Below are 25,626 nucleotides of genomic sequence, written 5' to 3'. Positions count from 1 at the left end.
ACTCCTGGTGGCGGGTTTTCGATCAAGACGCCCCCTTGGCGCCCCGGAACTATTTCAGGCGAATTATCTGAGGGCCCTGAGGCCGAATTCCACGAGGTCCTCGGGCTTGCCGATCCGGCTCTCCAGAAGGCAATCCGCGATGAGCTGCGGATGACAAAGCACGACCATGGACGACATGAAGCATTCGGATGCGAGCTGGTGATCCTGTTCGCGGAACTCACCGGCTTCGATGCCATCTTTGATGAGACCCGCAATGACGACACGGATGCGTTCGAGATGCTGTTCGATGACCGGCCATTGCTGCTCGATGGCGATCACCACCATCTCATGCACCTTCTTTTCGTCGAGCATGGTCTCGAGCGTGAAGCGGTGCTGCTGCAGGACGTGATTGCGCAGCCGTTCCGTGGCGCTCACTGGCCGCTTCGCATTGGCGAGTGCCGCCTGATAGCTGCCGTCCAGCATACGGCTTGCCAAGGCCTGATGGATATCCGCCTTGGACGAGAAAAAGCGGTAGATATTGGCGGGCGACATACCGAGATCGCGCGCGATATCCGCCACATTCGTCTTCGTATAGCCGTAATGCTTGAACAGCCGTTCCGCCGCGTCGAGAATACGGCCGACATTGTCTTGGCGCGACGTGTCCAGGGTATTTTCGTTGGTATCCATACCGCTGATGGCTTTCGTTTTATGTGTGACGATTTTCATCTTTCGTCATTCGTAAACGGAAATCCGTCATCAGTCAACCCCTGCCACACGACCGCCCCATTCGACGCCGGATAAAAATCTGCGAAACAGGGAACCAAAATGGGATTTAGGCATTAAGTCGCGTTAGATCATAAGCTTCGTGGACCAGGGACCAGCGATGAGCGTGCTGCAGAGCTACGAAGTTCGTTGTTGCATCACGCCAGGGGCAAAAACGTCGTGGGACGGGGATAATTAATGAGCGTGCCGCAAAGTTATGACGTTTCGTTGCTTGACGAGGAACGTTACCGTCTGCTCGTCGACTCCATCACCGACTACGCGATTTACATGATTGACCCGGAGGGCAAGATCGCGAGTTGGAATCCCGGCGCCCAGCGCGTCAAGGGATACGAGGCATGGGAAATCCTGGGCGAGCATTTTTCCCGCTTCTATACGCCTGAAGACAGATTGGCGCGGGCGCCCGAACACGCGTTGCGGACGGCTGCGACAGAAGGCCGCTTCGAAAAGGAAGCATGGCGCGTCCGCAAGGACGGCAGCCGCTTCTGGGCCCACGTCATCATCGACCCGATCTGGAGTAGGTCCGGCGAACTTCTCGGCTTCGCCAAGGTGACCCGCGATCTGACGGAACGGAAACGGGCCGAGACGGAACTCCGATTGAGCGAAGAGAAATTCCAGATCCTCGTCCAGGGTGTCACGGACTATGCTCTCTACATGCTCGACCCGGATGGCCGCGTCAGCAACTGGAACTCCGGTGCCACGCGCATCAAGGGCTATACGGCGGACGAGATCGTCGGCCAGCATTTTTCGCAGTTCTATACTCCGGAGGACCGCGAGCGCGGCGAACCAAACCGAAGCCTGGAGACCGCGCGGCGCGAGGGACGACTCGAGAAGGAAGGTTGGCGGCAGCGCAAGGATGGCACGCGTTTCTGGGCACATGTGATCATCGATGCGATCCGCAACGAGGAAGGCACGCTCCTCGGCTTCGCCAAGATCACGCGCGACATCACCGAAAAAGTCGAGGCGCAGAAGGCTCTTACCCAGGCACGTGAGGAACTTTTCCAATCCCAGAAGATGGAAGCGATCGGCCAGTTGACCGGTGGTGTCGCCCACGACTTCAACAATCTGCTGATGGCCGTGCTGGGCAGCCTGGAAATTCTGAAAAAACGCCTGCCCGACGATCCGGCGCTGACGCCACTGCTGGACAATGCCATTCAGGGCGCCGAACGGGGTGCTGCCCTGACCCAGCGCATGCTCGCGTTCTCCCGGCGCCAGGAATTGAATATGCAAGCCATCAACGTGCCGGCACTCGTGAGCGGCATGATGGATTTCGTTCAGCGCTCACTCAGCGCCTCCGCATCCGTCGAAACCCGGTTTGCCAAAAACCTGCCGCATGTCACGAGCGACCCGGTTCAGCTCGAGACCGCGCTTCTGAACCTCGTCGTCAACGCCCGAGACGCGATGGCGGGCGGTGGCATGATCGTCATCAGCGCCGAGGAGTATTTCGCCGACAAGAATACCGAGAGGCTGAAACCCGGCCGTTATGTGCGGTTGGCTGTCGCCGACAGCGGCGAAGGCATGGACGAGGAAACCCTCATCCGCGCAACGACACCCTTCTTCACCACCAAGGGTGTCGGCAAGGGGACAGGGCTCGGACTTTCCATGGTGCAGGGCCTGACCGAACAGTCAGGCGGCAAACTCGAAATCGAAAGCCAAAAAGGCAAGGGCACGACGGTTTCGCTCTATCTGCCTGTGGCCGATGCAAACGACTGTCCGCAGTCTTCGGAGCAGACCATGCCCTCGCCCGCCGCAACTCCCAGAGGACGCTTGACAATTCTCGCCGTCGATGACGATGCCCTGGTCCTGATGAACACGACGCTGATGCTGGAAGATCTCGGCCACACCGTGATCGAGGCCTATAGCGGCACCGACGCCCTGAAGGAGCTGAGAAGCGGCGCCCATGACATCGATCTTGTCATCACCGATCATTCGATGCCGCGTATGACCGGCTCCGAACTGGCCGCCGTCATCCGCGAAGAGAGACCGGGCCTGCCGGTGGTGCTGGCGACCGGTTACGCGGAATTGCCGACAGGCGGCGACAATCGGCTGCCGCGATTGCCCAAACCCTTCTCGCAGAACCAGCTTCAGGAGATCATCGTCACGGTTCTCGCCGGCGGACGCTGAACCAATCGCCCTCGCCGCGCGTTGTCGTGCCGTGTCAGAACGGAGTACGACAATGGTCTTGAAGCATCAGCATTTTCACGAGACGCCCCCTGAGGTCGAAGTAGAATTTCCTCCAAGCGCGACGCTCGAAGGGGCGGTTTCCGATGCCCTGGCTTCCGCTGGCGGCGTCGATGCAAGCGACGTCGCCGTCATCGCCCGCGGTTCCGAGATAACGCTGAGCGGGACGGTCCAGTTGGAAAGCGAGATCGCACGAGCCGAGGAAGTGGCCCTGAACGTCGCCGGCGTGACCACCGTGCGCAACGAACTCCGTTTCAACCGCCCGATGTAAACTCCCGATAAATGGTGAATGGAAAGGCCCGGGCGTCGGACGGCCGGGCCTTTCGTTTGGCTGCGTCTATCGCGGCAGCGCATAGGCGATCACGTAGTCGCCGGGCTTGGTGCCGACCGAACCGTGTCCGCCGGCCACCATCACCACGAACTGTCGGCCGTCGTCGACCGCATAGGTCATCGGCGTCGCCTGGCCGCCGGCCGGCAGCCGCGCCTTCCAGAGCTCGCGGCCGTTGGTGAGGTTGTAGGCGCGCAGATAGTTGTCGACGGCAGCGCCAAGGAACGCCACGCCACCCTTGGTGATCATCGGCCCGCCGATGCCGGGCACCCCGACCTTGAAGGGCAGCGGCAGCGGCGTCATGTCATAGACCGTGCCGTTGCGGTGCTTGTAGGCGATCTGGCCGGTGCGCAGGTCGACGCCGGAGACGTAACCCCAGGGCGGCGCCTGACAGGGGATCTGCAGCGGCCCGAGGAACGGACCCATGTAGACGCCGTAAGGTGCGCCGTCATTGCGGTTGAGGCCCTGTTCGCTGCCCTTCTGATCCTGTGCCTTCGGCGGGATATCCGCACGCGGCACCAGCCTTGAGGTGAAGGCGAGATAGGTCGGCATGCCGAACATCACCTGCCGTTCCGGATCGACCGCGACGCTGCCCCAGTTGAATGTGCCGAAATTGCCCGGATAGATGATCGAGCCCTTCAGCGACGGCGGCGTGTAGCGGCCAAGATAATTGTACTGATGGTACCAGATGCGGCAGACCATCTGGTCGAACATGGTGACGCCCCACATGTCCCGTTCTTCGAGCGGTCTCGGCTTGAAGGACAAGGCTGAGGTGGGCTGCGTCGGCGCAGTACGATCTTCCGGGATCGCACCTCCCGGTGCCGGTTCCTCGGTGACCGGGATGATCGGCTCGCCGCTGCGGCGGTCGAGCACGTATATGTCGCCCTGCTTGGTCGGGCCGACCAGAGCCGGCACGACCGTATTGTCCGGCCTCGAGATGTTGAGGAGGACCGGCTGGGCAGGCACGTCCATGTCCCAGAGATCGTGATGCACCGTCTGGCGCACCCAGCGGTCGGCACCGGTATTGAGATCGAGCGCGACGATCGAGGAGGAATATTTCTCCACGCTCTCGCTGCGGCCCATGCCGAGCTGATCCGGCACCTGGTTGCCGAGCGGCACATAGACAAGCCCCAACTCCTCGTCGACGCTGAACACCGACCAGCTGTTGGGCGAATTGGTCGTGTAGGTCTGACCCGGCGGCAGCGGCTGGGTCTGGCTCGGATTGCCCGAATCCCAGTTCCAGATCAGCTGTCCCGTATTGACGTCGAAGGCGCGGATGACGCCGGATTGCGACTGGGTGGAATAGTTGTCGTTGACCGCACCACCGATGATGATCTTGTTGCCGGCGATCGCTGGTGGAGAGGTCGAATAATAGTAGCCGGCCGGATTGTACCGCATGCCGCTGGTGAGCTGCAGCGTTCCGTTGTCGGCAAAGGAGGTGCAGACCTGGCCGTTCGCGGCATCGAGGGCGATCAACCGCGCATCCGAGGTCGGCAGATAGACCCGTTCCGCACACGGGCTGCCGGCCGCTGCGGCGGCATCCTTGTAATAGCTGACGCCGCGGCAGGTCTGGTGCTGGCGATCCGGGTTCATGCCGGAATTCGGATCGTATTTCCACTTCTCCTTGCCGGTCGTCGCATCGAGCGCGATCGCAAGATTGTGTGGGGTGCAGAGATAGAGCGAATTGCCGACTTTGAGCGGCGTCACCTGATAAGTGGTCTCGCCCACATCGTCCGGCCGTTTCACGTCCCCGGCCTGGTAGCGCCAGACTTCCGTGAGCTTGGCGACGTTGTCGACCTTGATCTGGTCGAGCGGCGAATAACGCTGCCCATAGGGCGTCCGTCCATACTGATGCCATTCGCCGGGCGGCACGTTGCCGCCCATCGGCGGAGCGGCAGCGACCGACTGTTGCGGCAGCTCGCCGCTCCGGTCGAGCGGATCGAGGAACATCGAAACTATGGCGACGACGATCGCGATCATCAGCGAAATACCGAGCGGCAGGGCACTGGCGCCGTAGCGCATGCCGGTCGGGCTCGAAAAGCCGAGCGGGGTGCGAACCCAGGGTGTCAGGAGCCAGAGACCGAAGAGGATGATCAGTCCGCCACGCGGGCCGAGCTGCCACCAGTCGAGCCCGACCTCCCAGATCGCCCAGGCGAGCGAAGCGAGCACGACAACTGCATAGACCCTGAGCGCCATGGCATTCCGGAGGAAAAGCAGGATGGCGGTCACCACGAAGCCGAGACCGCAGATAATGTAATAGGCGCTGCCTCCGAGCAGTACCAGTTGTCCGCCGCCGACGGCCAACGCCAAACCGATCAAAATAAAAACGATCGCGGTAATCCTGATAGCCATGTTCAAAATCCTGCCAAACTTGAAAATCTCGAGCGAAAAACGTTGCCAAACCAGACGAGCCTTCAACCCAACCTTTGTGCAAAAGTTCCAACCCATATTCGCGCCATGCAAATTTAAAGGAACAGTCAGACGGGCGAGCCGGTTCTAAACCGTCTACAAGGAGTGCGAACATGCTGACATCGCGCAAAGGCCCAGCCTTCGAGACATCGGGCGCGGAGGGCGAAAAACTGCCGGACGTCGAGCAGGATGCGGAAAGCTGCACGCGTTGCGACCTCTATAGGAACGCCACCCATCTCGTGTTCGGAGAGGGGCCGCCCAAGGCCAAGGTGCTCTTTGTCGGCGAGCAGCCGGGAGACAAGGAGGATCAGGCGGGCAAGCCGTTCGTCGGGCCGGCGGGAAAGCTCCTCGATCGCTGTCTGGAGGAAGCCGGCGTCGAACGCGATATCTGCTACGTCACCAATGCGGTGAAGCATTTCAAGTTCACTCCACGCGGCAAGCGCCGCATCCATGCCAAACCCAATACCGGCGAGGTCCAGGCCTGCGCCTGGTGGCTGGCAGCGGAGCTGCGCCTGGTCAAACCGAAACTTGCCGTAGCGCTCGGCGCGACAGCGCTTTATGCCTTGCTGGGAAGACAGGCGAAAGTGACCCGTGATCGCGGCACGATGTTGAGATCGCCGGACGGCCTGCCGGTACTGGTGACCATCCATCCTTCGGCGCTGCTGAGGACGCTGGATCAGCCGGACGCAGAGCTCAACCGGGCCTGCTTCGTCGAAGACTTGAAGAAGATCGCAGAATTTCTGGAGTGACTATGACTTACGAACTTTATTACTGGGACGGCCTTCAGGGCCGCGGTGAATTCGTGCGGCTGGCGCTGGAAGAGGCTGGAGCCGACTATGTGGACGTAGTCCGCGGCGAACGCGGCACTGCGAAAATGATGGATTATATGCACGGCAAGCACGGTTACGACATGCCGTTCGCACCGCCCTTTCTCAAGGATGGCGACCTGATCGTCTCCCATGTCGCCAACATCCTCAATTACCTCGGGCCGAAGCTGAATCTGGTGCCGGAAGACGAGAAATCCCGCCTCTTCGCCCACGGCCTCCAGCTGACGGTCACCGATTTCCTCGCGGAAGTGCATGATACGCACCACCCGATCAGCACCGCCGACTACTACGAGGATCAGAGGCAGGAGGCCAAGGCGCGTTCCAAGGCCTTCCTGAAACACCGGGTGCCGAAATTCATCGGCTATTTCGACCGTATCATCGCCGCAAACCCTACCAAGAGCGGCCATGCGGTGGGCGACACCCTGACTTACGCCGACCTGTCGCTCTTCCAGCTCGCCAAAGGTCTCGCCTATGCCTTCCCGCGTGCGATGAAAAATTTCGATAATGATTACCCCCATGTCGCCAAACTACGCGACGCGGTCGCCGAGCGTCCGAATATCGTGGCCTATCTGAAGTCGAAACGCCGGCTCGCCTTCAACGAGTCGGGCATATTCCGGCATTACCCGGATCTCGACCAGGATCCGGCCTGATCTGCTAGATGAATGCGAAAACCGGGGCGATCGTCACAAGAACGATCGCCGCCGCGATCAAAGTGAACTTCACGGCGACCTCCAAAGCATAAAAGCTGCCGGATGAGGCAGCTCAGTTCGTTTCTTCTCCCAATTCCTGCAGAATTTGATGCCGTGCCCGGTTGAGGCGGCTTTTCACCGTGCCCACCGCACAATCGCATATCTCCGCCGTCGCCTCGTAACTTTCGCCCAGGATCGCCACCAGCGTCAGCACTTCGCGATAATGCGGAGGCAATTTCTGGAGCGCCCGCTGAACTTCCTGCGCCCGAGCAGCAACCTCCTGGCTCGCTGCGACCGGCGTATCGCCGGAAATGTTCTCCTCGATCCCCGGCGCCTCGCGACCAAGTACCTTGGCCCGCGAATAAAAGGTGTTGCGCATGATGGTGAAAAGCCAGCTTTTCAACTTGGTGCCCGGCTCGAACTTGTCGAGATTGGCGAGCGCCTTCATCAACGTCTCCTGCACCAGGTCGTCTGCATCGCTGGGATTGCGGCAGAAAGTACGGGCAAATGCGCGGAGAGCCGGGATAAGCCTTACTATGTCTGCACGTGCAGGATCACCATTCAACTGTGATTCAGACACCGTTGCCTACCTCTCCGAAGTCTTCATGGCTGGAATGACGGGGGCAAACGCACGCCTCGCGTATTTGGTTCCGCCAAGATGGACGCCCTGTTCATCTTCCTGACGAAAACCGCGCACCGCTCAAGGGAACAAACGGGCCGGCAGGCCTGTTGATAGGGCTTTCACGGAGTTCTGCCGGGAGTTCGGAATGGCACCGCGTGCAAACTGGAAAGGCTATCTGAAGGTCGGCGAACTAAGCTGCCCGGTGGCGCTTTATACCGCCGCCTCGACATCCGACCGTGTCAGCTTTCACATCATCAATCGGGAGACGGGCAACCGCGTCCACCGCCAGATGGTCGATGCCGACACCGGCAGGCAGGTCGAAAGCGAGGACATCGTCAAAGGCTACGAGGTTTCAAGCGGGCAATATGTCTTTCTGGAGCCCGACGAGGTGAAGGCCGCAGTACCCGAGAGCGACAAGACGCTGGAGCTCGAAACCTTCATTCCCTGCGACGGCGTCGACACCATCTTCATTGATCGACCCTATTACCTGGCGCCGGCCGACAAACCGGCCGCGGAAGTCTTCGAGCTGATCCGCAAGGGGCTGAAGGAGAAGAACGTCGCTGCACTCGCCCGCACCGTGCTCTTCCGGCGGCTGCGGACACTGCTGATCCGCCCCAGCGAAAAAGGCCTGATCGCCAGCACACTGAACTACGACTACGAGGTCCGGCCGGCGAAGGAAATCTTCTCCGATATCAAGAGCTTCAAGATCGAGGGCGAGATGCTCGATCTTGCCGAACACATCATTGACACCAAACGCGGTGAGTTCGACCCGAGCGAGTTCGACGACCGCTATGAGGCAGCACTTGCCGAGCTGATCAAGGCGAAGATCGAGGGCCGCAAGCTCAGGAAGCAGCCGAAGCCGGAACCGAAGAAGGTTTCCAGCCTGCTCGACGCACTGCGACAGAGCGCCGGCGGCGGCAAGAAGACCGCACCGAAGAAGTCAGCCAAGAAAACCGTACCTCGTAAGACTGCCGCCCCGCAGAGAAAGGCGAGCTGATCATGGCGCTCGAAACCTATAATCAGAAGCGGAATTTCAAGGTGTCCCCGGAGCCTCAAGGAAAAGTCTCCGGCGGCCGCAAGGCCAAGGCATCCGGCAACAGTTTCGTGATCCAGAAGCACGACGCCACCCGGCTGCATTACGATTTCCGGCTGGAACTGGACGGCGTGCTGAAAAGCTGGGCCGTGACCCGGGGCCCAAGTTTCGTTCCCGGCGAAAAGCGGCTGGCAGTGCATGTGGAAGACCATCCGCTCGATTACGGTGGTTTCGAAGGCATGATCCCCAAAGGCAATTACGGCGCCGGTGCGGTGCTGCTGTGGGACCGCGGCACCTGGGATCCGATCGGCGATCCACACAAGGGTTATAAGAAAGGCCATATGGAATTCGAGTTGAAGGGCGAGAAGCTGGAGGGCCGCTGGCACCTGATCCGCATGGCCCGCAGAGAGGGCGAAAAACGCGAGAACTGGCTGCTGGTGAAAGGCGAGGACGAATTCGCCCGCGCCGAGGGCGACAAGGACATTCTCGACGAGATGCCACTTTCGGTGAAATCGGGCAAGACGCTGGACGAAATCTGGGGCCGCAAGGCGCCGGCGGGAAAGAGTACGGCCAAACCGAAGACGAAGACGAAATCCGATCCCGGACCGGAAAAATCCGACATCGCTGCCTCGAAGATTAAGGGCGCCAGGAAAGCCGAACTCCCGGATTTCGTCGAACCGCAGCTTGCGACCCTGGTGAAGAGCGCGCCCTCCGGCAAACGCTGGGTCCACGAGATTAAGCTCGACGGTTATCGCCTGCAGGCCCGTATCGAAAATGGCAAGGTAAAGCTGTTGACGCGCACCGGGCTCGATTGGACGCATAAGTTCGGAGACGAGATCATCGCGGAATTCGGAAAGCTTAGCCCGGCCGATGCGATTATCGATGGGGAAGTAGCGGTCGAGGCCGGTTCCGGCGCCACCGATTTCTCCCTGCTCCAGCAGGACCTGAGCGAAGGCCGGGACGACCGGTTCACCTTCTACGCATTCGACCTGTTGCATCTCGACGGTTACGACCTGACCGGCGCGACGCTTCTGAAGCGCAAGGAGGCGCTGGAAACATTGCTGATCGGCACCGGCCCGGCCTTGCGCTTCAGCGAGCATTTTAGCGACGAAGGCGGTCTGGTTCTGAAACATGCCTGCCGGCTGAGCCTGGAAGGCATCATTTCCAAGATATCGGATGCGCCCTATCGCCCTGGCCGCGGCCGCGACTGGGTGAAGTCGAAATGTTCGGCTCGACAGGAATTCGTGATCGCCGGATTTGTCCCCTCCTCCGTTTCGAGGACGGCGATCGGATCGCTGGTCATGGGATATTACGACAAGGGAAAACTGCGGCATGCCGGTCGCGTCGGCACCGGTTATTCGAATGCCATGGCGCAATCGCTCTTCAAGCGCCTCCAGGAGATCCAGACTGGCGAAAGCCCGTTTGACGAAAAGCTCGCAGCGGTGGAAAAGAAGGACGTCGTTTTCGTGCGGCCCGAACTGGTGGCGGAAGTGGAGTTTCGCGGCTGGACGGCGGATGCGCATATCCGTCACGCGGCCTTCCGGGGCCTGCGCGAAGACAAGGATCCGAAGGATATCGTCCGGGAGGGCGGACCTGTGAATGCAGCGGAACAACCGAAGCCACCGAAACGGACAGTCAATCTTACCCATCCGGACCGGGTCTACTGGCCAGATGCCGGTGTGACCAAGGCCGGGCTTGCAGATTATTACACCGAAGTCTGGCGGCTGATGGCGCCCTTCGTCGTCAACCGCCCGCTGGCGCTGGTGCGTGGGCCGGATGGGATCGGTAAACCGCTCTTCTTCCAGAAACATGGCTGGAAGGGCATGACCAAGAACGCCGTGCTTGTGAAGGACCCCACCGATCCGGCGGAAGAGGATATCACCATCCGCAACCTCGACGGGTTGCTCGGCCTCGTCCAGGGGGCGACGCTGGAAATCCACCCCTGGGGCTCGACCCTCGACGACTGGGAAAAGCCGGACATGGTCAATATCGACCTCGATCCGGGCGAAGGCGTCTCCTGGACCGATATCATCGCTGCCGCTCATGAGGTGAAGCGTCGTTTCGAGGACATGGGGCTGGTGGCCTTCGTCAAGACCTCGGGCGGCAAGGGCCTGCATGTCGTCGCACCGGTCAAACCAAAGGCAGAATGGCCGGAAGTGAAGGCGGCGATGAAGGCGCTCGCCGACGGCATGGCCGGCGACGATCCCGCCAAATATGTCTCGACGATCACCAAGTCGAAGCGAAGCGGTAAGATCCTCATCGATTACCTGCGCAACGGTCGCGGCAATACTGCCGTCGCCCCCTATTCCACCCGTGCCCGCCCCGGCGCACCGGTTTCCATGCCGGTCGAGTGGGACGAACTCGGCGGCGCGATCGGCCCCAACTATTTCACGGTCATCAACGCCCCGGCGCGCATCGCCCAGCAGACGAGCGATCCGTGGGGAGATTTTCGCAAGGCGGAAGCCCCGATCGAGTTCAGGGCAAAGAAACGGTAGAAGCGGGGATGAGACGCCTCACTTCCTCGGCGCTTTCCGCTCCGCTTCCAGGCTCTTCTTCAGCGCCGCGGTGATATCGATCACATTGCTGCTGCGCTCGGGTCCCTTCTCCTCGACTTTCTTCCTGGATTTCCGGCTCTTCTTGCGCTCGGCGATGATTTCGAGCAGCCTATCCTGGACCGGGTCGTCCGCCATTGAAGGCTTCCAGGCTTGGGTGCGCTCGTCGATGATCTTCTTCATCATCGCCAGATGTTCGGAACCGGCGCTCCCCTTCGGTTTCTCGGCCGCGTATTCGTCGGCGTCGCGGACTTCGTCGCCGTAACGCAACGTCCAGACGACGATCCCCTTGTCCTTCGGCAACAGCAAAACCGCCCGCTCGCGACGATACATGACGAGCCGGGCAATGCCGCCAGTATTGGTCTTCGCCATAGCCTCCCGGATCACCGCGAAGGCTTCGGCGCTCACCTCGTCGTCGGGCGCCAGATAATGCGGTCGATCATACCAGATCCAGCCGATCGAGCTGGCCGGCACGAAAGTCTCGATATCGATCGTGCGGGTGCTTTCGAGCCCGACATCCTCGATCTCTTCGTCTTCGAGAAGAACGTAGTCGTCCTCGCCTTTCGGATACCCTTTGACCTGATCGTCATCCTCGACCGCCTCGCCTGTCTGCGCATCGACATACTGGCTGAGGACGCGGTTATTGGTCTTGCGGTTGATATTGTGGAACCGCACCTTGGCGCCTTCGGAGACCGCCGGCGTCATCGTCACCCGGCAGGTGACGAGCGAGAGCTTCAGATAACCTTTCCAGAATACGCGCGGGGCCACGACAAAACTCCTTCGTTTGCCCGATAACCCGCGCTGCCTCCGCTTGGTTCCGGAACAAACTTTCGCACCAAACCGTTTTCATGACGAAACAGGCCAAGGAGACAAACGAGATGAGCACCAGCAGCACCCCGAACCCCGCGCAGAAAGACTCGCACAAAAAAGCCGAGCAGTCGGCTCGCGAGCGCGGCGAAAAGAAGGAGTTGGATGAACAGCTCAACGAAGGCCTGGAAAATACCTTTCCGGCAAGCGATCCGGTGTCGAGCACGGTGACATCGATCCCCTCCGGCACGCCGAAACCGCCCCGGCACTGATCTTTCTGAAAAACTTATGGAACAAATTGGGCGGCTTCCTGGATAGGGAGTCGTCTTATTTCATTTGTCCTCTGTGACTTTTTCGGGATATCCGAAGTTAGCCTTCCTGATGTATGGAAGGCTAATGTAGCGTTATGGCGGGCGCCTATTGTTTCGGCAACGGATGCCGGTAGTGATTACGTCAGAGGTCGGGATGGCGAAACAAGACACTCCGGTTGCGGAACAGGACATCAGGATGGGACGGCGGGTCAGCCGCAAGGTTTCGGTCCTTCTGACCGAGATCGAGAAGGAAGAGGTTCCTGATCGGCTGCTTGACCTGGCACGAGCGCTGCAGAAGGCCCTCACCGAAAAGATCGACGATCGTACCGACTGATATTTTTTTATTTTTCCTCTTGGGCACTTCTGCCCCAAGCATCAGAGCTGGGTGGAAATCAGGTTGTCCGTGCGCACACGGCCGCCAATGACGCACCGCGGCCCATTCGGCGCAAACCGCCCGCTGCTGTCTTCGATCACCGTATAGAGCTTGTCGCTACGGAAGGCGCTCGCCATCTCCGTCGAATTGCCTTCGCTGGGGGAAGCGTCGATTTCCATGAAATCAAGTTCCGCCTGGCTCGCCACGAGGCGCGCATCGCCAGCGGTCTTTGCCCTGACCACCACCTCGCCATGCGGTGGCGAGTTCTGCCAGTTCGGATCATGTGGCGCAGCAGTCGGCACCAGCCGATAGATCTTCAGCCTGTCCTGCATGTGTCTCTCCCGTCGTAAACATTTTTCTAGTTGACGGTCCAAACGCGTTTCGGGCGTTCCGGTTCCATCAAGTCGCATGGAACTTTTCCGGCAACCGTGGGTTCCTCCGCTGCGGGCGATCATGCCCCTGAAAAGGAGAAAGCCGATGAAGAATGAGCAGCCGAAAGCTGGCCGTCCCGGCGAGACCTCGCAATGGCCTCGATGGGAGGGCCCGGCAGAAAGCCGCCCGAGCCGTTATCTTCAGGGCGAAGCCAATATCTTCGCCGAGGGATCGGAACAGGAAAAGCAGATCGGCAAGGCACCGAACGGTTACGACCGACCCGACGATCTGATCGCACAGGACGTCAATGAGCACCTGACCCAGGATGCCTTTCTCGACCCGACCAACATGATGGTCTCGGTGGAGAACGGCGAGGTGACGCTGGAGGGATACGTCGCTCAGCTTGCCGACAAAACCCGTGCCGAAGACGTCGTTCTCGACATCGAGGGTGTCGTCGGCTGCCGCAATAATCTTCGAATTGCCCCCGAAAGGCATTGATTTCCGTGGAACCCGCGAGGCGCTCCGCTCGTTAGGTGTCTCGCAATCCCCCCATAAGAACACCCATCAACAAGGAGAGAGACCCATGGCCAGTAAGACCCTCGACGACCTTTTTCATGAAACCCTGAAGGATATCTATTACGCCGAGCGCCAGATCGTGAAAGCGCTGCCGAAAATGGCACGCGGCGCCCAGGATCCGAAGCTGAAGGCAGCATTCGAGAAACACAGGGACGAAACCGAAGGTCAGATCGATCGCCTGAAGCAGGTCTTCGAGATTATAGGTAAGCGGGCCCAGGGCAAGACCTGCCCCGCGATCGACGGCATCATCGAAGAAGGCGAGGAGATCCTTGACGAGTTCAAGGGCACGCCAGCTCTCGACGCCGGGCTGCTCGCCGCAGCGCAAGCCGTCGAACATTACGAGATCAGCCGCTACGGCACCCTGCGTGCCTGGGCCCAGCAGCTCGGTCACCGGGACGCCGTAACGCTTCTCGAACAGACGCTCGCCGAGGAAAGCAAGACCGACGAGGCCCTGACGGCTCTCGCCAAGACCGCAGTGAACACCGCGGCCCAGAAAGCTGCGTGACATTCGCGATCCCATGAGAGGCGCGGCGCCGGCCGCGCCTTTTCATCGACCCGAAAAAAGCCCCGGAGACGATCCGGGGCTTTTCCTCCCTTCCGGCCTTCTCAAGCCGGGAAAGATCGCCTTAGTGCCGACGGGTCCGGGTTCCCTTGCATTGGGGGAACCGGCAACATTTCGCCGTTCAGCGCCTGCCGCCGGAAAATCTCCACCCGCCCGCTTCGGTCGCGTGCCACATGTGCTTTGGCAGCCTCCATGGCGAGCTCATAGGTGTGATAATAGGACGCAGACTGAACGCCGTCGATGACATAGACCCAGCCGGTTGCGTGTGGGACGATATCGCAGTACTTTCCCATTGGATGTGTCTCCTTCCCGGCGGCCATAAGTATATTTGACAGCCAAAAGTTCCGCCTCCGGGGAAGTTTTTTTCAAGTGTTGGCCGCGTCTCGGCCGGGTTGCGATTTTTCGTTTTTACCAGGGAACTTTTCTGCGCCGCACACGTTTCGGCGCTTGGGCGAATGGAGACAAGAATGGCGGAATCCGAAGAAGTCTGGATCAGAAAGCGGGCCTACATTTTGTGGGAAGAAGAAGGCTATCCCTCAGGCAAGGATAGGGAGCATTGGGAGCGGGCCAAGCTGGAATATGCGACGCTCGGGCCGACCGCTTCTAAGAAGCCTGCGGCAGGGTCGCGCGGCAAGTCAGCCACCGCCGCGAAGTCGCCGAAAGCGGCGGCGAAGGCTGCAACTCCGAAACCGGCCGTGAAAACGGCCGCAGCCAAGGCTTCTCCGGCGAAGACAACGTCCAAGGCACCGGCCGTTGCCATGCCGGAAGCCGTCGAACCGGCCAAGAAGCGCTCCAAGAAGGTTCCGGCTGGCGCTTGACGCCGCCCGTCACCCAACTTCATCACTATCGTTATTGGTCGCGGCGACTGACATCATCGCGGCCGCAGACTTATTTACCCTGGAAAAATCGAAATGGCTTTTGCGTCTGAACTTGGCCGTGGCTCGACTCTGTCGGGGAACGTTGGCCAAGGCCGAAACGTTCTTGAGGGTGAGACTGGCAGATGGCTGAGGCACGCATGATGAACGCTTACGTCCCATTCGACGAACCCCGTCGAGATGAGCGGAGCGCAATGGATCAGGGGATCAAGACAGGTTATGGAAAGCGGGGGCTTCCGGGAATGAGGATTCTTTCGGTCACGTCCGAAATCTTTCCTCTTGTGAAGACAGGTGGGCTTGCAGATGTGACAGGTTCCCTGCCCAAGGCACTTGCTCCCCTCGGCATCGAGACGACGTCTCTGATCCCCGGTTATCCGCAGGTCATGCAGCAGCTGAAGAGCGCCATGCCGCTCGTCACCTTCGAAAATCTGCTGGGCGAAAAAGCCTCGCTCCTCCACACCCGGGTCGAAGGCCTCAGCCTCTTCGTGCTCGATGCGCCAGCTCTCTACGATCGGCCGGGCGGCCCCTATGTCGACGAAGACGGCGTCGACCATCCGGACAACTGGAGACGTTTCGCCGCACTTTCCCTTGCCGCGGCGGAAATCGCCGATGGAGTGCTCCCCGGATGGGTTCCGGACCTCGTTCACACCCATGACTGGCAGTCGGCGCTGACCTCGGTCTACATGCGCGAGCGCGGCTGCAGGACGCCCGTGGTGCTAACCATCCACAACCTTGCCTTCCAAGGGCAGTATCCTGCCGGCGTACTGATGAGCATCGGCCTGCCGCCGGAGGCCTATTCCATGAACCGCATGGAATATTTCGGCGATATCAGCTTCCTGAAGGGTGGGCTGCAGACAGTCGATGCGATCACCACCGTCAGCCCGACCTATGCGCGCGAAATACTCACGCCACGCTTCGGCATGGGCATGGACGGGGTCCTGAACGCCCGCGTCTCCGACCTGCGCGGCATCGTCAACGGCATCGACCTCGATATCTGGGATCCGTCGACCGACCCGCACCTGCCGCGCAATTACGACGTCGGCACACTGCGCCGCAAGCGCGAGAACCGCGCCGTTCTGCTCGAAAGATTCGGGCTGGATGCCGGTCGGGAAGGCCCTCTCTTTTCCGCCGTCAGTCGGCTGACATGGCAGAAGGGCTTCGACATGTTTGCCGATACGGCGGACGAGATCATTCGCCACGGAGGTCAGGTGATCGTCTTCGGGCAGGGTGATCGGGAAATCGAGCGGGCGCTCGCCGACACCGCCGCGCGTTTTCCGGGCCGGATGGCGGTTCATTTCGGCTATGACGAGCCAACGGCGCATTTGATCCACGGCGGATCGGACGCGATCGTCCAGCCCTCACGCTTTGAACCCTGCGGCCTGACGCAGCTCTATGCGCTTCGCTACGGCTGCGTACCGGTCGTCTCCCGCACCGGCGGGCTCTCCGAGACCATCATAGATGCCAATGACGCGGCGATGTCCGCCCGCGTTGCGACCGGATTTCAGTTCCATCCGGTGACGACCGATGGATTGCGGCTGGCGCTTCGCCGCGCGCTGCACGCCTATGCCGATCCGAAAATGTGGGCGCGCCTGCAGAACCAGGGCATGAAGGCGAAATTCTCCTGGGAACGTAGCGCCCAGCAATATGCCGCCGTTTATGCCAATCTTGTGCTGAAATCCGGACATGTTGTCTCGACAAGCTCGGATATCCGCCGCGCGACGCTTTAAGGTCCCAACCAACCAGCTGACAAGAAGAAACCGGCCTGAGAGCCGGGTTCTTCTTGTCTATGGGAGCAAGTTGAAGGCGTTACGGTCTCCGGAACAGCGCCAGGCTGCGGCCTTCGAGCTCGAAATCCTTCTCCTTGGTGATCACCAGGCCGCGCTTGGAAAGGTCGGAGGTGGTGAGTTCAAGCACCCAGCCGCCCTCGCCGAACTGCGGGATGCGGAAGGGCACATTGCCCTCGAACGGGTTGAAGAGCAGCAGGACGTCGTGCCAGATGCCCTCCTCTTCCCGAAGATCGGTCCGGCCGATATGGAGGCCGAGCGTGGAGCCCTCGTCCCACTGCTCCGGCGTCTGAAAACCGCCGCCGGCGTTGAACCATTTGATGTCCAGGCCGTCGCGCCAGTTTTCCCGACGCAGCAAGGGCTGTTCGCGGCGCAGCCTGATGATCTGGCGGGTGAACTCGCGAAGCTCTTCGCAGGTCTCCGGCAGGTCCTCCCAATGAACCCAGGAGATTTCACTGTCCTGGCAATAGCCGTTGTTATTGCCCATCTGGCTGCGGCCGAATTCGTCGCCGGCGAGCAGCATCGGCGTGCCGTGCGAGAAGAACAGGGTGGCGAGGAAATTCCGCTTCTGGCGATCGCGCACCGCATTGATGCCCTCATCCTCGGTCGGACCCTCGGCGCCATAATTGTAGCTGCGGTTGTCGTTGTGGCCGTCGTTATTGTCCTCGCCATTCGCTTCATTGTGCTTGTCGTTGTAGGAGACGAGATCGTTCAGGGTGAAACCGTCATGGGCGGCGATGAAGTTGACGCTCGCCCACGGCCGACGGCCGCGCTGGTCGTAGAGATCGCCGGAGCCGAGCAGACGGGCGGCAAAATCCGTCGAGACATTAGTGCCCTTCCAGTATTCACGCACCGTATCGCGGTACTTGTCGTTCCACTCCGCCCAGCCAGGCGGGAAACCGCCGACCTGGTAACCGCCGGGGCCGATATCCCACGGCTCGCCGATCAGTTTTACCCTGGAGAGCACCGGATCCTGACTGATCGCATCGAAGAACCCGCCGCGCTCGTCGAAACCCTCCGGTTCGCGGCCGAGGATCGTACCGAGATCGAAACGGAACCCGTCGACATGCATGCTCTCGGTCCAGTAGCGCAGGGAATCCATGATCAGCTGCAGCACGCGCGGGTGCGAGGTATTCACCGTGTTCCCGGTGCCGGTGTCGTTGATGTAATAGCGGTGCTGGTCGGGCATGGTCCGGTAGTAGGAGAAGTTGTCGATCCCCTTGAACGCCAGCGTTGGCCCGAGCTCGTTGCCTTCCGCCGTGTGGTTGTAGACCACGTCGAGGATGACCTCAATGCCCGCGTCGTGAAACGACCGCACCATGTCGCGGAACCCCTGGATGCCTCTGGGGCCATAATAGCGCGATGCCGGCGCGAAGAAGCCAAGCGTGTTATAGCCCCAGAAATTATGCAGGCCCTTGTCGAGGAGATGCTGATCGTCGGGGAAATAATGGACCGGCATCAGTTCGACCGATGTGATGCCGAGGCTCTTGATGTAATCCACCGAGGCCTTGTGCCCCATGCCCTCGAATGTGCCGCGCAGGTCCTTCGGAATGCCTGGGTTGAGCTGGGTGAAGCCCTTCACGTGGGCTTCATAGACGGTCGTTGCCGGCCAAGCGATGTTCGGCCGGTTCTGGTCCTTCCAATCGAATTCGTTCGGATCGATGACCCGGCATTTCGGCATGAACGGCGCACTGTCGCGCTCGTCGAAAGTGAGATCTTTGTCTTCGTGCAAAAGATCGTAGGCGAAATGTGCCTCGTTCCAATCGACCTTGCCGACGAGTTCGCGTGCATAGGGGTCGATCAGCAGCTTGTTCGGGTTGAAGCGATGACCGTTTTCCGGATCGTAGGGGCCGTGGACACGGAAGCCGTAGAGGGCGCCCGGCTTCAGTCCCGGCACATAACCGTGCCAGATCTCATGAGTGTATTCCGGGAGCTCCAGCCTGGCGATCTCTATCTTGCCGCTTGGGTCGTAGAGACACAGCTCGACGCGCTCCGCATGGGCCGAGAAAATCGCGAAATTGACGCCCTCGCCGTCAAAGTTGGCGCCGAGCTGAAGCCAGGAGCCGGGCTCGATGACAAAATGGTTCGATTTCGTATCCATGTCGCACCCAATTGAAAGACTGGCGTCATAATGGTGCGACACAGCATTTCGTTCCTTCGGCTCCGGGAAAACTATGGATTGCCCGATCCGGGTGCCGGCGGCGGGCTTCCTGGCGTCGTATTGGTGGTGCCGGATGGCGACGTCGCCGGACTTTGGCCACCTGTACCGGTCTGCGGTGAAGGGCTGCGATCCGTGGGCGCCGTGTTATTGGGTTCCGACGGCGGCGTGTTGTTGATCGGATCGCTCTGTTTTTCGCCACTGTCGCTACAGGCGCTCAAAAGCGCGACAGCCGACAGCGCCACAACGAAGCGCTTCATGTCTTGTCTTCTCCATGGGACTTTCGGAATGCGGCCTGCCGGCGATGCGCATCGAGCGCGATCACCTTTTCGACTGCGGCGACATCCTCGGCGGTTGCAGCCGGAATAGGGTCGCCGGCAATGGCTTCGAGCACTTCAGGCGCCAGAGCCCCATTGCGGATGACATATTCCAATGCCTCGCGGGTCTGCCGTTCGGCCTTCAGCTGGGCGTAAAGGGCAAGGATCAGCCGGTCGCGTACATCGCGCCGATCCTGATTACCGTCCGATCTGGCAAATTCTGCCATGGTCTTCCTCCGTGTTCTCGCTGAAGGATGAACTTTCGGTCACAGCGATTGTTCCCTCTGCGAAAGGTTCCACTATCTCCTTGAAGAGGCGAGGTACGGATAAGGAGAGGAAACCATGTCGACGCTGACACCCCAGGAACTGGAAGGGCGATTAAATGCGCATCGCGAAGTGCTCATCGAGCTCTTGTCCGCCATGATCGGCGGCGAAGTGACCATCACCTCGTTCCTCAGACGGCTGCGCGATGACGCCACCTTCAAGGACAATGAGGAGGACCCGGGCCTGTTGCCGGAAGGAGCCTTCGCGATCGAGAATGCCGCTGCCCGCGAGGTTCGTTCGATCCTCGACGCTGCCCGCGCCCGAGCGGAAGCGGACAAATGACAACGCCCTGTTAACCAAGCGATTTCACATTTAGGGCGATCCCGCCACGTTTATGGCCATTTCGTGGAACTACAATACGACTTTCTCGTTCATTCACGACCGAAGCGATGGAGGCGACGATGGTCAGAGAATGGGTAGAAGCGGCAGGCTTTGTGCTGGTGATCGCCGCCTGTTACATGATGGTCATCCCGGTCTGAGTTTTTTTGAACTCCTGGGGAGGAGAGCGGCCTTGAGGTCAGGGCCCACTGCTCTCGCGGCTGGCAAAGAAGGCCGCGAGAGCAGCAAAATCTTCTTCATTCAATTTTTTTGCCACCTCCGTCATCAGGTGGCTGAAGGAAGACCCGCCTCGGACACCTGCGTGGAAGAGGCGGAGCTGGCGCTCCAGATAAGGGGCGTTTTGACCTGAGATGCGCGGATAGGCAGGATTGCCGCCGGGCTTTTCGTGGCAACTGAGGCAGGCGGGAATTTTGTCTGCCGCTCTTCCCCTTTCCGCAATCTCGCGGCCCTTTTCCACGAGCTGTGCGTCCAAAGGCGCAGCGGGTCGCGGCGGCCTCGCCTGCTTGGCATAATAGCTTGCAAGCTCCGGCAGGCTCTCGTCGGGCAAAGTCCCGATCGCAACCTTCATGATGCCGCTCGCCCTTTCACCGTGCGCATAGGCGCGCAGGCTGTTGAGCAGGTAGGCTTCCGACTGGCCAGTCAGTCGCGGAATGATGCTGTTGCCGTTGAGCCGCTTTTCCGCATGGCAGCTTTCGCAGGTGATCGGCAACGGTGAGACTTCGCCCGCGGTCCCGATACCGTGAAGGCCGGATGCCTGCAGATAGGCACCGCTGTCCATGCCCGGCAGCTTTCGCAGAAACGCTACCATATCCCAGACTTCGTCGTCGCGCACCTGCGCGGGCCAGGCCGGCATGCCGGTGAAACGTACGCCGTGCTTGACGATCTCGAAGAGCTGCGTATCGCTCCAGGTGGAAACCACTGTCTTCAGGTCCGGCGGCGGTGGCAGCATGGCGAGCACGGCGCCGGAGCGCCCCTGCGCCGGTGAGCCATGACAGATCGCGCAGCCGGTCTCGAAATGCCCGGCCGCCGGCGGCAGCAATGCCGGATTGTCGAGCGGCGGCGCTTCGATGGAGAGAGCCGCAGTCCGGATCGAATTGCGCATCACCCAGTGTAGGAACCAGTCGGTCATTCCCCAATGACCGGTGCTCGCCTTGACGCTCATCAGGCCGGACCAGGCGAACCCGAGCCCCAGCAGCGGCGCCACGATCACCAGGATCGCGAGATATTTCCAGCGGATCGTCATCGGCCACTCCTCCACAAAGGCCCCCAGCGCGGCGCCGTCCGGCATGCAGGGCGACAGCCCCTGTGTTCGCAACGGCGCAAGCGTCCACGGCGAGGCGGCTCGTCTCGGCCGTCACCGTAAAACGGATGGGGAGAAAGGGAAAGCAGCACGTCCCGCAGCACCGTCAGGAGAGGTCGACCACTTCGGGAGAGGAGCGGGCGAAAAATTCGGCACCAAACGTACCATCCCGAAATTTGTTCCGGCCCCGTGATAACTTTGTGTAACCGGCTGTGAAAAAGATGGAACGAATCCTTGGACGACGGGTTTGCTCCCGTGTGAACGGGCAATAGCCCAGCATTCGCGACGGGAGAAAACCATGAGACACTTTCTAAAAATGCTCAGAAACAGGCTCACCGGCACTCAGCAGAAGAAAACTTTCGCCGTGGCCCATCCGGAAGAACTGCAGGTCGTCGTACCCGAGGCCGTCGTCCTTCCGCTACCCAAATCGCCCCGAGAAGAAATCAGCGTCCCCGCCTCCATCAACGGCCGGGATCTCTCGACCGGCCGGCTTTAAACCCGGTCGAGACTTTGCGAACAACAGAACTGTCCACCAAAGGAGACCAGTATGACCACCATCGAGTCCGCCAACATCCTGATTCTCGCGGCAGACGGCTATGAGCGATCGGAACTGCGCGTCCCGCTGGAGGAACTGAAAAACCGCGGCGCCGCTGTCAAGATCGCGTCCATCAAGGCGGGAGAGATCAAAAGCTGGGACAGAAAGGACTGGGGCGATAGCGTCTCGGTCGATCTGCAGGCCAAGAACGTCAAGGCGGAGGATTTCGATGCCCTCGTGCTGCCGGGCGGCCAGATCAACCCCGACATCCTGCGTGACAATGAAGATGCGATGAAGGTCGTGCGCGACTTCGTGAAAAGCGGCAAGCCAGTCGCGGCGATCTGCCACGGCCCATGGTTGCTGGTGGAGGCCGATGCACTTCGCGGCCGCAAGGCGACGTCCTATCATTCGATCCGCACCGACGTCCGCAATGCCGGCGCATCCTGGAAGGATGAGGCGGTGGTGGTCGACAACGGCATCATCACCTCGCGCTCACCCGAAGATCTGCCGCAATTCGTGGCGAAGATTGTCGAGGAGGTCCAGGAAGGGCGCCACAATCGCCGGGCAGCGTAAATTGACGTCAGCTCGGCTCCGGCCGCCCGCAACCTCCTCGCGGGCGGCCGACGCGGAAGCCTAGACTTCCTTTAGAAAAGCGAGAAGCCGCCGTTCGTTGACGCGCAACTCCTTCGGCCGCGTCAGCGCGGCCTTATCCCTCATCACCTTTTCCAGCGGCGAGACATCCTCCGAGAGTGCGAGAATGCTCGGGTGGATGTAACTTGAGCGGCAGACCGCCGGCGTATTGTGCAGAACTTCCGCCGCCGCCTTGCACATCGCCTTGATCTTCGGGCGCCCGCCCTCCTCCGCCACCTCCCAGGCTGCCATCAAGGCGGAGAGACTGCCACCCCAGGTGCGGAACGTCTTGGCCGAGACGGCGAACCCCGCGACCTCGGCGAGATAGGCGTTGAGCCGGCCCGAATCGATCGGATGCGGCACACCCTGCTCGTCCGGCCAGGAAAACAGCTGCCGGCCCGGCAGGTCGGCGATCTCTTCCAGGATGCGCTGCAGACGGGGATGCTTCAGCGTGTGCTGGACGCGTCTGCCGCCCTTGGCGACAAAGCGCAGCATGATCGACTCGCCCGACAGCGTCATGTGGCGCTTCAGGAGCGTAGTCGCGCCGTAGGTCTTGTTTTTCTTGGCGTAGAGACGGTTGCCGACCCGCAGATGGGTCGCATCCATCAGGGCCACCAGCGCGGCGATCACCGCATCGGACGTGTCGAGGCCAAGTTCCAGATCGCGTTTCACCTTGCGGCGGATGCGCGGCAAGGCCTCGCCGAACCGGACGAGCTGATCGAACTTGCGTTCGCTGCGGAAACTCTGCCAGTCGGGATGGTAGCGATACTGCTTGCGGCCGCGCGAATCGTAGCCCGTCGCCTGCAGATGTCCGCGCGGATCAAGGCAGATCCAGACATTCACATAGGCAGGCGGCAGGCCGAGCGACGCGATCCGCAGGCGATGTTCCGGATCGGCAAGCAAGGTGCCGTCCGGCAGGCGGTAGGTGAAGCCCTTGCCGCGCTTGAGCCGTCGGATGCCGGGCTCCGTATCGCTGACATAAGTAAGGCCGATTGTCCTGAGGGAGTCTTGATCGATGTCGATCGTGGTGAGCATAGCGTCCATGGCCGATCAAACGGCGAGGCCCGCGCCTTCGTTCCGGTACTCGCTACGATAAGCAGCTAGATAGCGATGTCCTTGAGATTTTCGGCGCCCTCGCCTCGTTCGAAGGCGGAGCGTGGTGCGTTCAAGGTCCAGCAAAGCCCCTCGGTGCGGAAGTCGATCTCGACACGGCCCGCAAAAGCCGCCGCCGCATGGCGCTTGATGATCGTCGTGCCGAACCCGGTGCGGGAAGGCTCATGGACCGCGGGGCCATTTCTCTCCTCCCAGACGAGCTCCAGCCGGCTTTCACCGTCATCCTCCTCGGCCAGATCCTTCCAGGCGATGAGCACCTTGCCCTGCGGCACCGAGAGCGCGCCGTATTTCACCGAATTGGTCGCAAGCTCATGGAGGATGAGGCCAAGGTTCTGGACCGCTTCGGCCTTCAGGATAAAATCTGTGCCCTGCAGCTCGACCCGGTCGGCCGCGTCCGCGAACGTGCTCATGTGGATTTCGATGACCCGCCGGATCGAGACCCCCGCCCATTGCTCCTTCGCCAGCGCCTCGATAGATTTGCCCAGACCCTGTAGACGCGTGCTGATTGCCTTCTGGAACTCCTCCATCGTAGTGTCCTGGCGCGCCAGCTGGCGCATCATCGCCTGGATCAGCGTCAGGATGTTCTTGGTCCGGTGCACCAGTTCATGCAGGATGAGGTGAATACGGTCTTCCGCCTCGCTGCGGTCGAACGAGGCATTCGAAAGTGCCACCGCGACCTGGTTGGCTTCGCGGATCTTCGTCTCCACCGGAGAGACGATCTCGCCCTTGCCGATCCGCTCGGCCATTTCGGCGATCTGCCGGATCGGGATGCGAAGCTGGCGGCCGACAAGCCATGCAATCAGCATTCCGACGGCAAGGAAGATCGCGCCGCCGGCAATCAACTGCCGCCACGTCGTCAGGATACTCGCCTGGGCCGCATCGATCGGTCCCCAGACGATGGCCTTCCATGTCCAGCCGGTGATCTGCGCGTAGCCGTACATCTGCCGGCGGTTGCCATCGACATCTTCGATCGTGCCCTTGAAGCCCGTCATCAGCTTCAGCGTATCGGCCGGAAACGCGGTGCCGGAACTGAGTGCATGGGCGCCGAGCGAGGTTACTACCTTTCCGGCTCCATCGACGATCGCAACCGACCAGCCGACGGGAAGACCTTCCGTCGAGACGAGCTTCTGCAGGTCCTCGGCATTCTGCGTCATGATCATCGCAGCGCCGGAATGGGAAATCTCCTTGGGCAGAGGCATCGTAATGTTGAAGACATGCTTGCCGCTGGTGGCGCCGAAAAAGACGTTGGAAACTTCAGTCACGCCATTGTTCAGAGCCGATTGAAGCGCCGGCATGTTAGAGATCTTGCCGAGCGGCGCGTCGAACTCCACGCGCGTGTTGAGCCGCTGCTGCCCATCCGCATTGACGACGAGGATATAGAGCGAATCGGACCGGAGGCTGTTCTGAGTTCGGTTGTGGAAGGCGCGCAGATCGCCGGCCTCAAGCTCCGGCGACGTAATCAGCAGCCTCAGCGTCGTCGCCATGTCCTGCAGCTCACGGTCGATCGACCGGGCGATGAGCTGGGCATCCTCGGCGGTTTCGCTCGCAAGAATCTCCCGCTCGTTCGCCTCCAGCTCCATCATCAGATAACCGACGAAAATCAGCAAAGGCAATGCCACGCCAGCCGCCAGAGCGACCAGGTACGCACCAATCGGCGCCGTCGGGAAAAACCGCGAAATTCTAACCATTCCGCGCGTTTACCCTATAGAAGAAAGCTGCAGGTGCCTGTGCCACCTGCCGGCATTATCCATTTCCGTATCCCGCCATCTGCTAATATTCTAGCGGGGTCTTTTCTAACTGGTTTTGAGAGCCGGGCCAAGGATTGATTGCCGGCGATATGTTTTTCCGGA

27 protein-coding genes are annotated in these 25,626 nt (G+C 60.7%); 15 read left to right on the top strand and 12 right to left on the bottom strand.

The features are described from left to right. Positions 1-63: 63 nt before the first annotated feature. Positions 64-666 carry a TetR/AcrR family transcriptional regulator gene (locus tag AC1DLT_RS09425; RefSeq protein WP_038549637.1) on the bottom strand — a complete coding sequence of 201 codons (603 nt, stop codon included), beginning with the start codon at positions 664-666 and terminating at the stop codon, positions 64-66. 273 nt (positions 667-939) lie between these two features. Here AC1DLT_RS09425 and AC1DLT_RS09420 point away from each other — a divergent pair, with 273 nt between their 5' ends. Together AC1DLT_RS09420 and AC1DLT_RS09415 are read left to right on the top strand one after the other, a co-directional pair. Further along, positions 940-2,883, top strand: coding sequence for a hybrid sensor histidine kinase/response regulator (locus tag AC1DLT_RS09420; RefSeq protein ID WP_247031048.1), 1,944 nt, complete (start codon positions 940-942; stop codon positions 2,881-2,883). Positions 2,884-2,935: 52 nt separating this feature from the next. Further along, on the top strand, positions 2,936-3,211 hold the full coding sequence (locus tag AC1DLT_RS09415) for a BON domain-containing protein (RefSeq protein ID WP_477486573.1): 276 nt from the start codon (positions 2,936-2,938) through the stop codon (positions 3,209-3,211). Positions 3,212-3,277: 66 nt separating this feature from the next. On the opposite strand, the gene AC1DLT_RS09410 is transcribed toward AC1DLT_RS09415, so the two are convergent. Further along, positions 3,278-5,620: a glucose/quinate/shikimate family membrane-bound PQQ-dependent dehydrogenase gene (locus AC1DLT_RS09410; protein WP_477486572.1), complete on the bottom strand. Its 2,343-nt coding sequence runs from the start codon at positions 5,618-5,620 to the stop codon at positions 3,278-3,280. Between the two features lie 170 nt (positions 5,621-5,790). On the opposite strand from AC1DLT_RS09410, the gene AC1DLT_RS09405 reads away from it, so the two are divergent. Beyond that, positions 5,791-6,426: a UdgX family uracil-DNA binding protein gene (locus AC1DLT_RS09405; RefSeq protein ID WP_477486571.1), complete on the top strand. Its 636-nt coding sequence runs from the start codon at positions 5,791-5,793 to the stop codon at positions 6,424-6,426. A gap of 2 nt (positions 6,427-6,428) precedes the next feature. Beyond that, complete coding sequence (locus AC1DLT_RS09400; RefSeq protein ID WP_477486570.1) at positions 6,429-7,154, top strand: glutathione S-transferase; 726 nt, start codon at positions 6,429-6,431, stop codon at positions 7,152-7,154. A gap of 112 nt (positions 7,155-7,266) precedes the next feature. Here the strand turns inward: AC1DLT_RS09400 and AC1DLT_RS09395 are convergent, their stop codons facing one another. Continuing rightward, on the bottom strand, positions 7,267-7,758 hold the full coding sequence (locus tag AC1DLT_RS09395) for a sigma-70 family RNA polymerase sigma factor (protein WP_080719211.1): 492 nt from the start codon (positions 7,756-7,758) through the stop codon (positions 7,267-7,269). A 202-nt stretch (positions 7,759-7,960) separates the two neighbouring features. Between AC1DLT_RS09395 and ku (AC1DLT_RS09390) the strand changes: the two genes are divergently transcribed. Both ku (AC1DLT_RS09390) and ligD read left to right on the top strand, forming a co-directional pair. After that, entirely contained in the window at positions 7,961-8,812 is an 852-nt protein-coding gene (gene ku / locus AC1DLT_RS09390) for a non-homologous end joining protein Ku (RefSeq protein WP_247031052.1), read from the top strand. A gap of 2 nt (positions 8,813-8,814) precedes the next feature. Beyond that, positions 8,815-11,343 (top strand): DNA ligase D, encoded by a 2,529-nt coding sequence (gene ligD / locus AC1DLT_RS09385; RefSeq protein WP_477486569.1) that lies wholly within the window; start codon positions 8,815-8,817, stop codon positions 11,341-11,343. Between the two features lie 18 nt (positions 11,344-11,361). Here the strand turns inward: ligD and ku (AC1DLT_RS09380) are convergent, their stop codons facing one another. Continuing rightward, complete coding sequence (ku, locus tag AC1DLT_RS09380; protein WP_477486568.1) at positions 11,362-12,168, bottom strand: non-homologous end joining protein Ku; 807 nt, start codon at positions 12,166-12,168, stop codon at positions 11,362-11,364. A 110-nt stretch (positions 12,169-12,278) separates the two neighbouring features. Between ku (AC1DLT_RS09380) and AC1DLT_RS09375 the strand changes: the two genes are divergently transcribed. Both AC1DLT_RS09375 and AC1DLT_RS09370 read left to right on the top strand, forming a co-directional pair. Next, positions 12,279-12,479, top strand: coding sequence for a hypothetical protein (locus AC1DLT_RS09375; RefSeq protein WP_477486567.1), 201 nt, complete (start codon positions 12,279-12,281; stop codon positions 12,477-12,479). A 193-nt stretch (positions 12,480-12,672) separates the two neighbouring features. Continuing rightward, the gene (locus tag AC1DLT_RS09370) at positions 12,673-12,852 is read left to right on the top strand and encodes a hypothetical protein (RefSeq protein ID WP_477486566.1); all 180 of its coding nucleotides are present in this window, start codon (positions 12,673-12,675) and stop codon (positions 12,850-12,852) included. Between the two features lie 41 nt (positions 12,853-12,893). On the opposite strand, the gene AC1DLT_RS09365 is transcribed toward AC1DLT_RS09370, so the two are convergent. Next, positions 12,894-13,223, bottom strand: coding sequence for a hypothetical protein (locus AC1DLT_RS09365; RefSeq protein WP_038545666.1), 330 nt, complete (start codon positions 13,221-13,223; stop codon positions 12,894-12,896). A gap of 145 nt (positions 13,224-13,368) precedes the next feature. Between AC1DLT_RS09365 and AC1DLT_RS09360 the strand changes: the two genes are divergently transcribed. After that, the gene (locus AC1DLT_RS09360) at positions 13,369-13,761 is read left to right on the top strand and encodes a BON domain-containing protein (protein WP_477486565.1); all 393 of its coding nucleotides are present in this window, start codon (positions 13,369-13,371) and stop codon (positions 13,759-13,761) included. 85 nt (positions 13,762-13,846) lie between these two features. Further along, positions 13,847-14,344, top strand: a complete 498-nt coding sequence (locus AC1DLT_RS09355) for a YciE/YciF ferroxidase family protein (protein WP_038545669.1) — start codon at positions 13,847-13,849, stop codon at positions 14,342-14,344. 101 nt (positions 14,345-14,445) lie between these two features. On the opposite strand, the gene AC1DLT_RS09350 is transcribed toward AC1DLT_RS09355, so the two are convergent. After that, entirely contained in the window at positions 14,446-14,694 is a 249-nt protein-coding gene (locus AC1DLT_RS09350) for a hypothetical protein (protein WP_051899820.1), read from the bottom strand. Between the two features lie 174 nt (positions 14,695-14,868). On the opposite strand from AC1DLT_RS09350, the gene AC1DLT_RS09345 reads away from it, so the two are divergent. Both AC1DLT_RS09345 and glgA read left to right on the top strand, forming a co-directional pair. After that, positions 14,869-15,219, top strand: coding sequence for a DUF2934 domain-containing protein (locus AC1DLT_RS09345; protein ID WP_477486564.1), 351 nt, complete (start codon positions 14,869-14,871; stop codon positions 15,217-15,219). A gap of 299 nt (positions 15,220-15,518) precedes the next feature. Then, a complete protein-coding gene (gene glgA, locus AC1DLT_RS09340) occupies positions 15,519-17,003 on the top strand; it encodes a glycogen synthase GlgA (RefSeq protein ID WP_247031058.1) in 1,485 nt (494 codons plus the stop codon). Between the two features lie 79 nt (positions 17,004-17,082). Here glgA and glgX read toward each other — a convergent pair whose 3' ends face one another. From glgX to AC1DLT_RS09325, 3 genes are all read right to left on the bottom strand, one after another. Beyond that, the gene (gene glgX, locus AC1DLT_RS09335) at positions 17,083-19,161 is read right to left on the bottom strand and encodes a glycogen debranching protein GlgX (RefSeq protein ID WP_477486563.1); all 2,079 of its coding nucleotides are present in this window, start codon (positions 19,159-19,161) and stop codon (positions 17,083-17,085) included. 71 nt (positions 19,162-19,232) lie between these two features. Next, positions 19,233-19,478 (bottom strand): lipoprotein, encoded by a 246-nt coding sequence (locus AC1DLT_RS09330; RefSeq protein WP_157885168.1) that lies wholly within the window; start codon positions 19,476-19,478, stop codon positions 19,233-19,235. After that, positions 19,475-19,762, bottom strand: coding sequence for a hypothetical protein (locus AC1DLT_RS09325; RefSeq protein WP_477486562.1), 288 nt, complete (start codon positions 19,760-19,762; stop codon positions 19,475-19,477). The genes AC1DLT_RS09330 and AC1DLT_RS09325 overlap by 4 nt, the downstream gene beginning before the upstream one ends. A 115-nt stretch (positions 19,763-19,877) precedes the next feature. Here AC1DLT_RS09325 and AC1DLT_RS09320 point away from each other — a divergent pair, with 115 nt between their 5' ends. After that, positions 19,878-20,141, top strand: coding sequence for a hypothetical protein (locus AC1DLT_RS09320; RefSeq protein ID WP_038545678.1), 264 nt, complete (start codon positions 19,878-19,880; stop codon positions 20,139-20,141). 235 nt (positions 20,142-20,376) lie between these two features. Here AC1DLT_RS09320 and AC1DLT_RS09315 read toward each other — a convergent pair whose 3' ends face one another. Further along, entirely contained in the window at positions 20,377-21,441 is a 1,065-nt protein-coding gene (locus AC1DLT_RS09315) for a c-type cytochrome (protein ID WP_038549646.1), read from the bottom strand. A 355-nt stretch (positions 21,442-21,796) separates the two neighbouring features. Here AC1DLT_RS09315 and AC1DLT_RS09310 point away from each other — a divergent pair, with 355 nt between their 5' ends. Continuing rightward, a complete protein-coding gene (locus AC1DLT_RS09310) occupies positions 21,797-21,994 on the top strand; it encodes a hypothetical protein (RefSeq protein ID WP_157885169.1) in 198 nt (65 codons plus the stop codon). 51 nt (positions 21,995-22,045) lie between these two features. Beyond that, positions 22,046-22,606, top strand: a complete 561-nt coding sequence (locus tag AC1DLT_RS09305; RefSeq protein WP_247031062.1) for a type 1 glutamine amidotransferase domain-containing protein — start codon at positions 22,046-22,048, stop codon at positions 22,604-22,606. A 60-nt stretch (positions 22,607-22,666) separates the two neighbouring features. On the opposite strand, the gene AC1DLT_RS09300 is transcribed toward AC1DLT_RS09305, so the two are convergent. Together AC1DLT_RS09300 and AC1DLT_RS09295 are read right to left on the bottom strand one after the other, a co-directional pair. Further along, positions 22,667-23,680 (bottom strand): DNA topoisomerase IB, encoded by a 1,014-nt coding sequence (locus AC1DLT_RS09300; RefSeq protein ID WP_477486911.1) that lies wholly within the window; start codon positions 23,678-23,680, stop codon positions 22,667-22,669. Between the two features lie 83 nt (positions 23,681-23,763). Then, positions 23,764-25,464 (bottom strand): HWE histidine kinase domain-containing protein, encoded by a 1,701-nt coding sequence (locus tag AC1DLT_RS09295; RefSeq protein WP_477486561.1) that lies wholly within the window; start codon positions 25,462-25,464, stop codon positions 23,764-23,766. Between the last annotated feature and the right edge of the window lie 162 nt (positions 25,465-25,626).

The sequence above is a fragment of the Neorhizobium sp. 05N33 genome, assembly GCF_056397445.1.
Note: the sequence above shows the minus strand (reverse complement) of the source record. Positions and strands in the feature narration are given on the sequence as shown.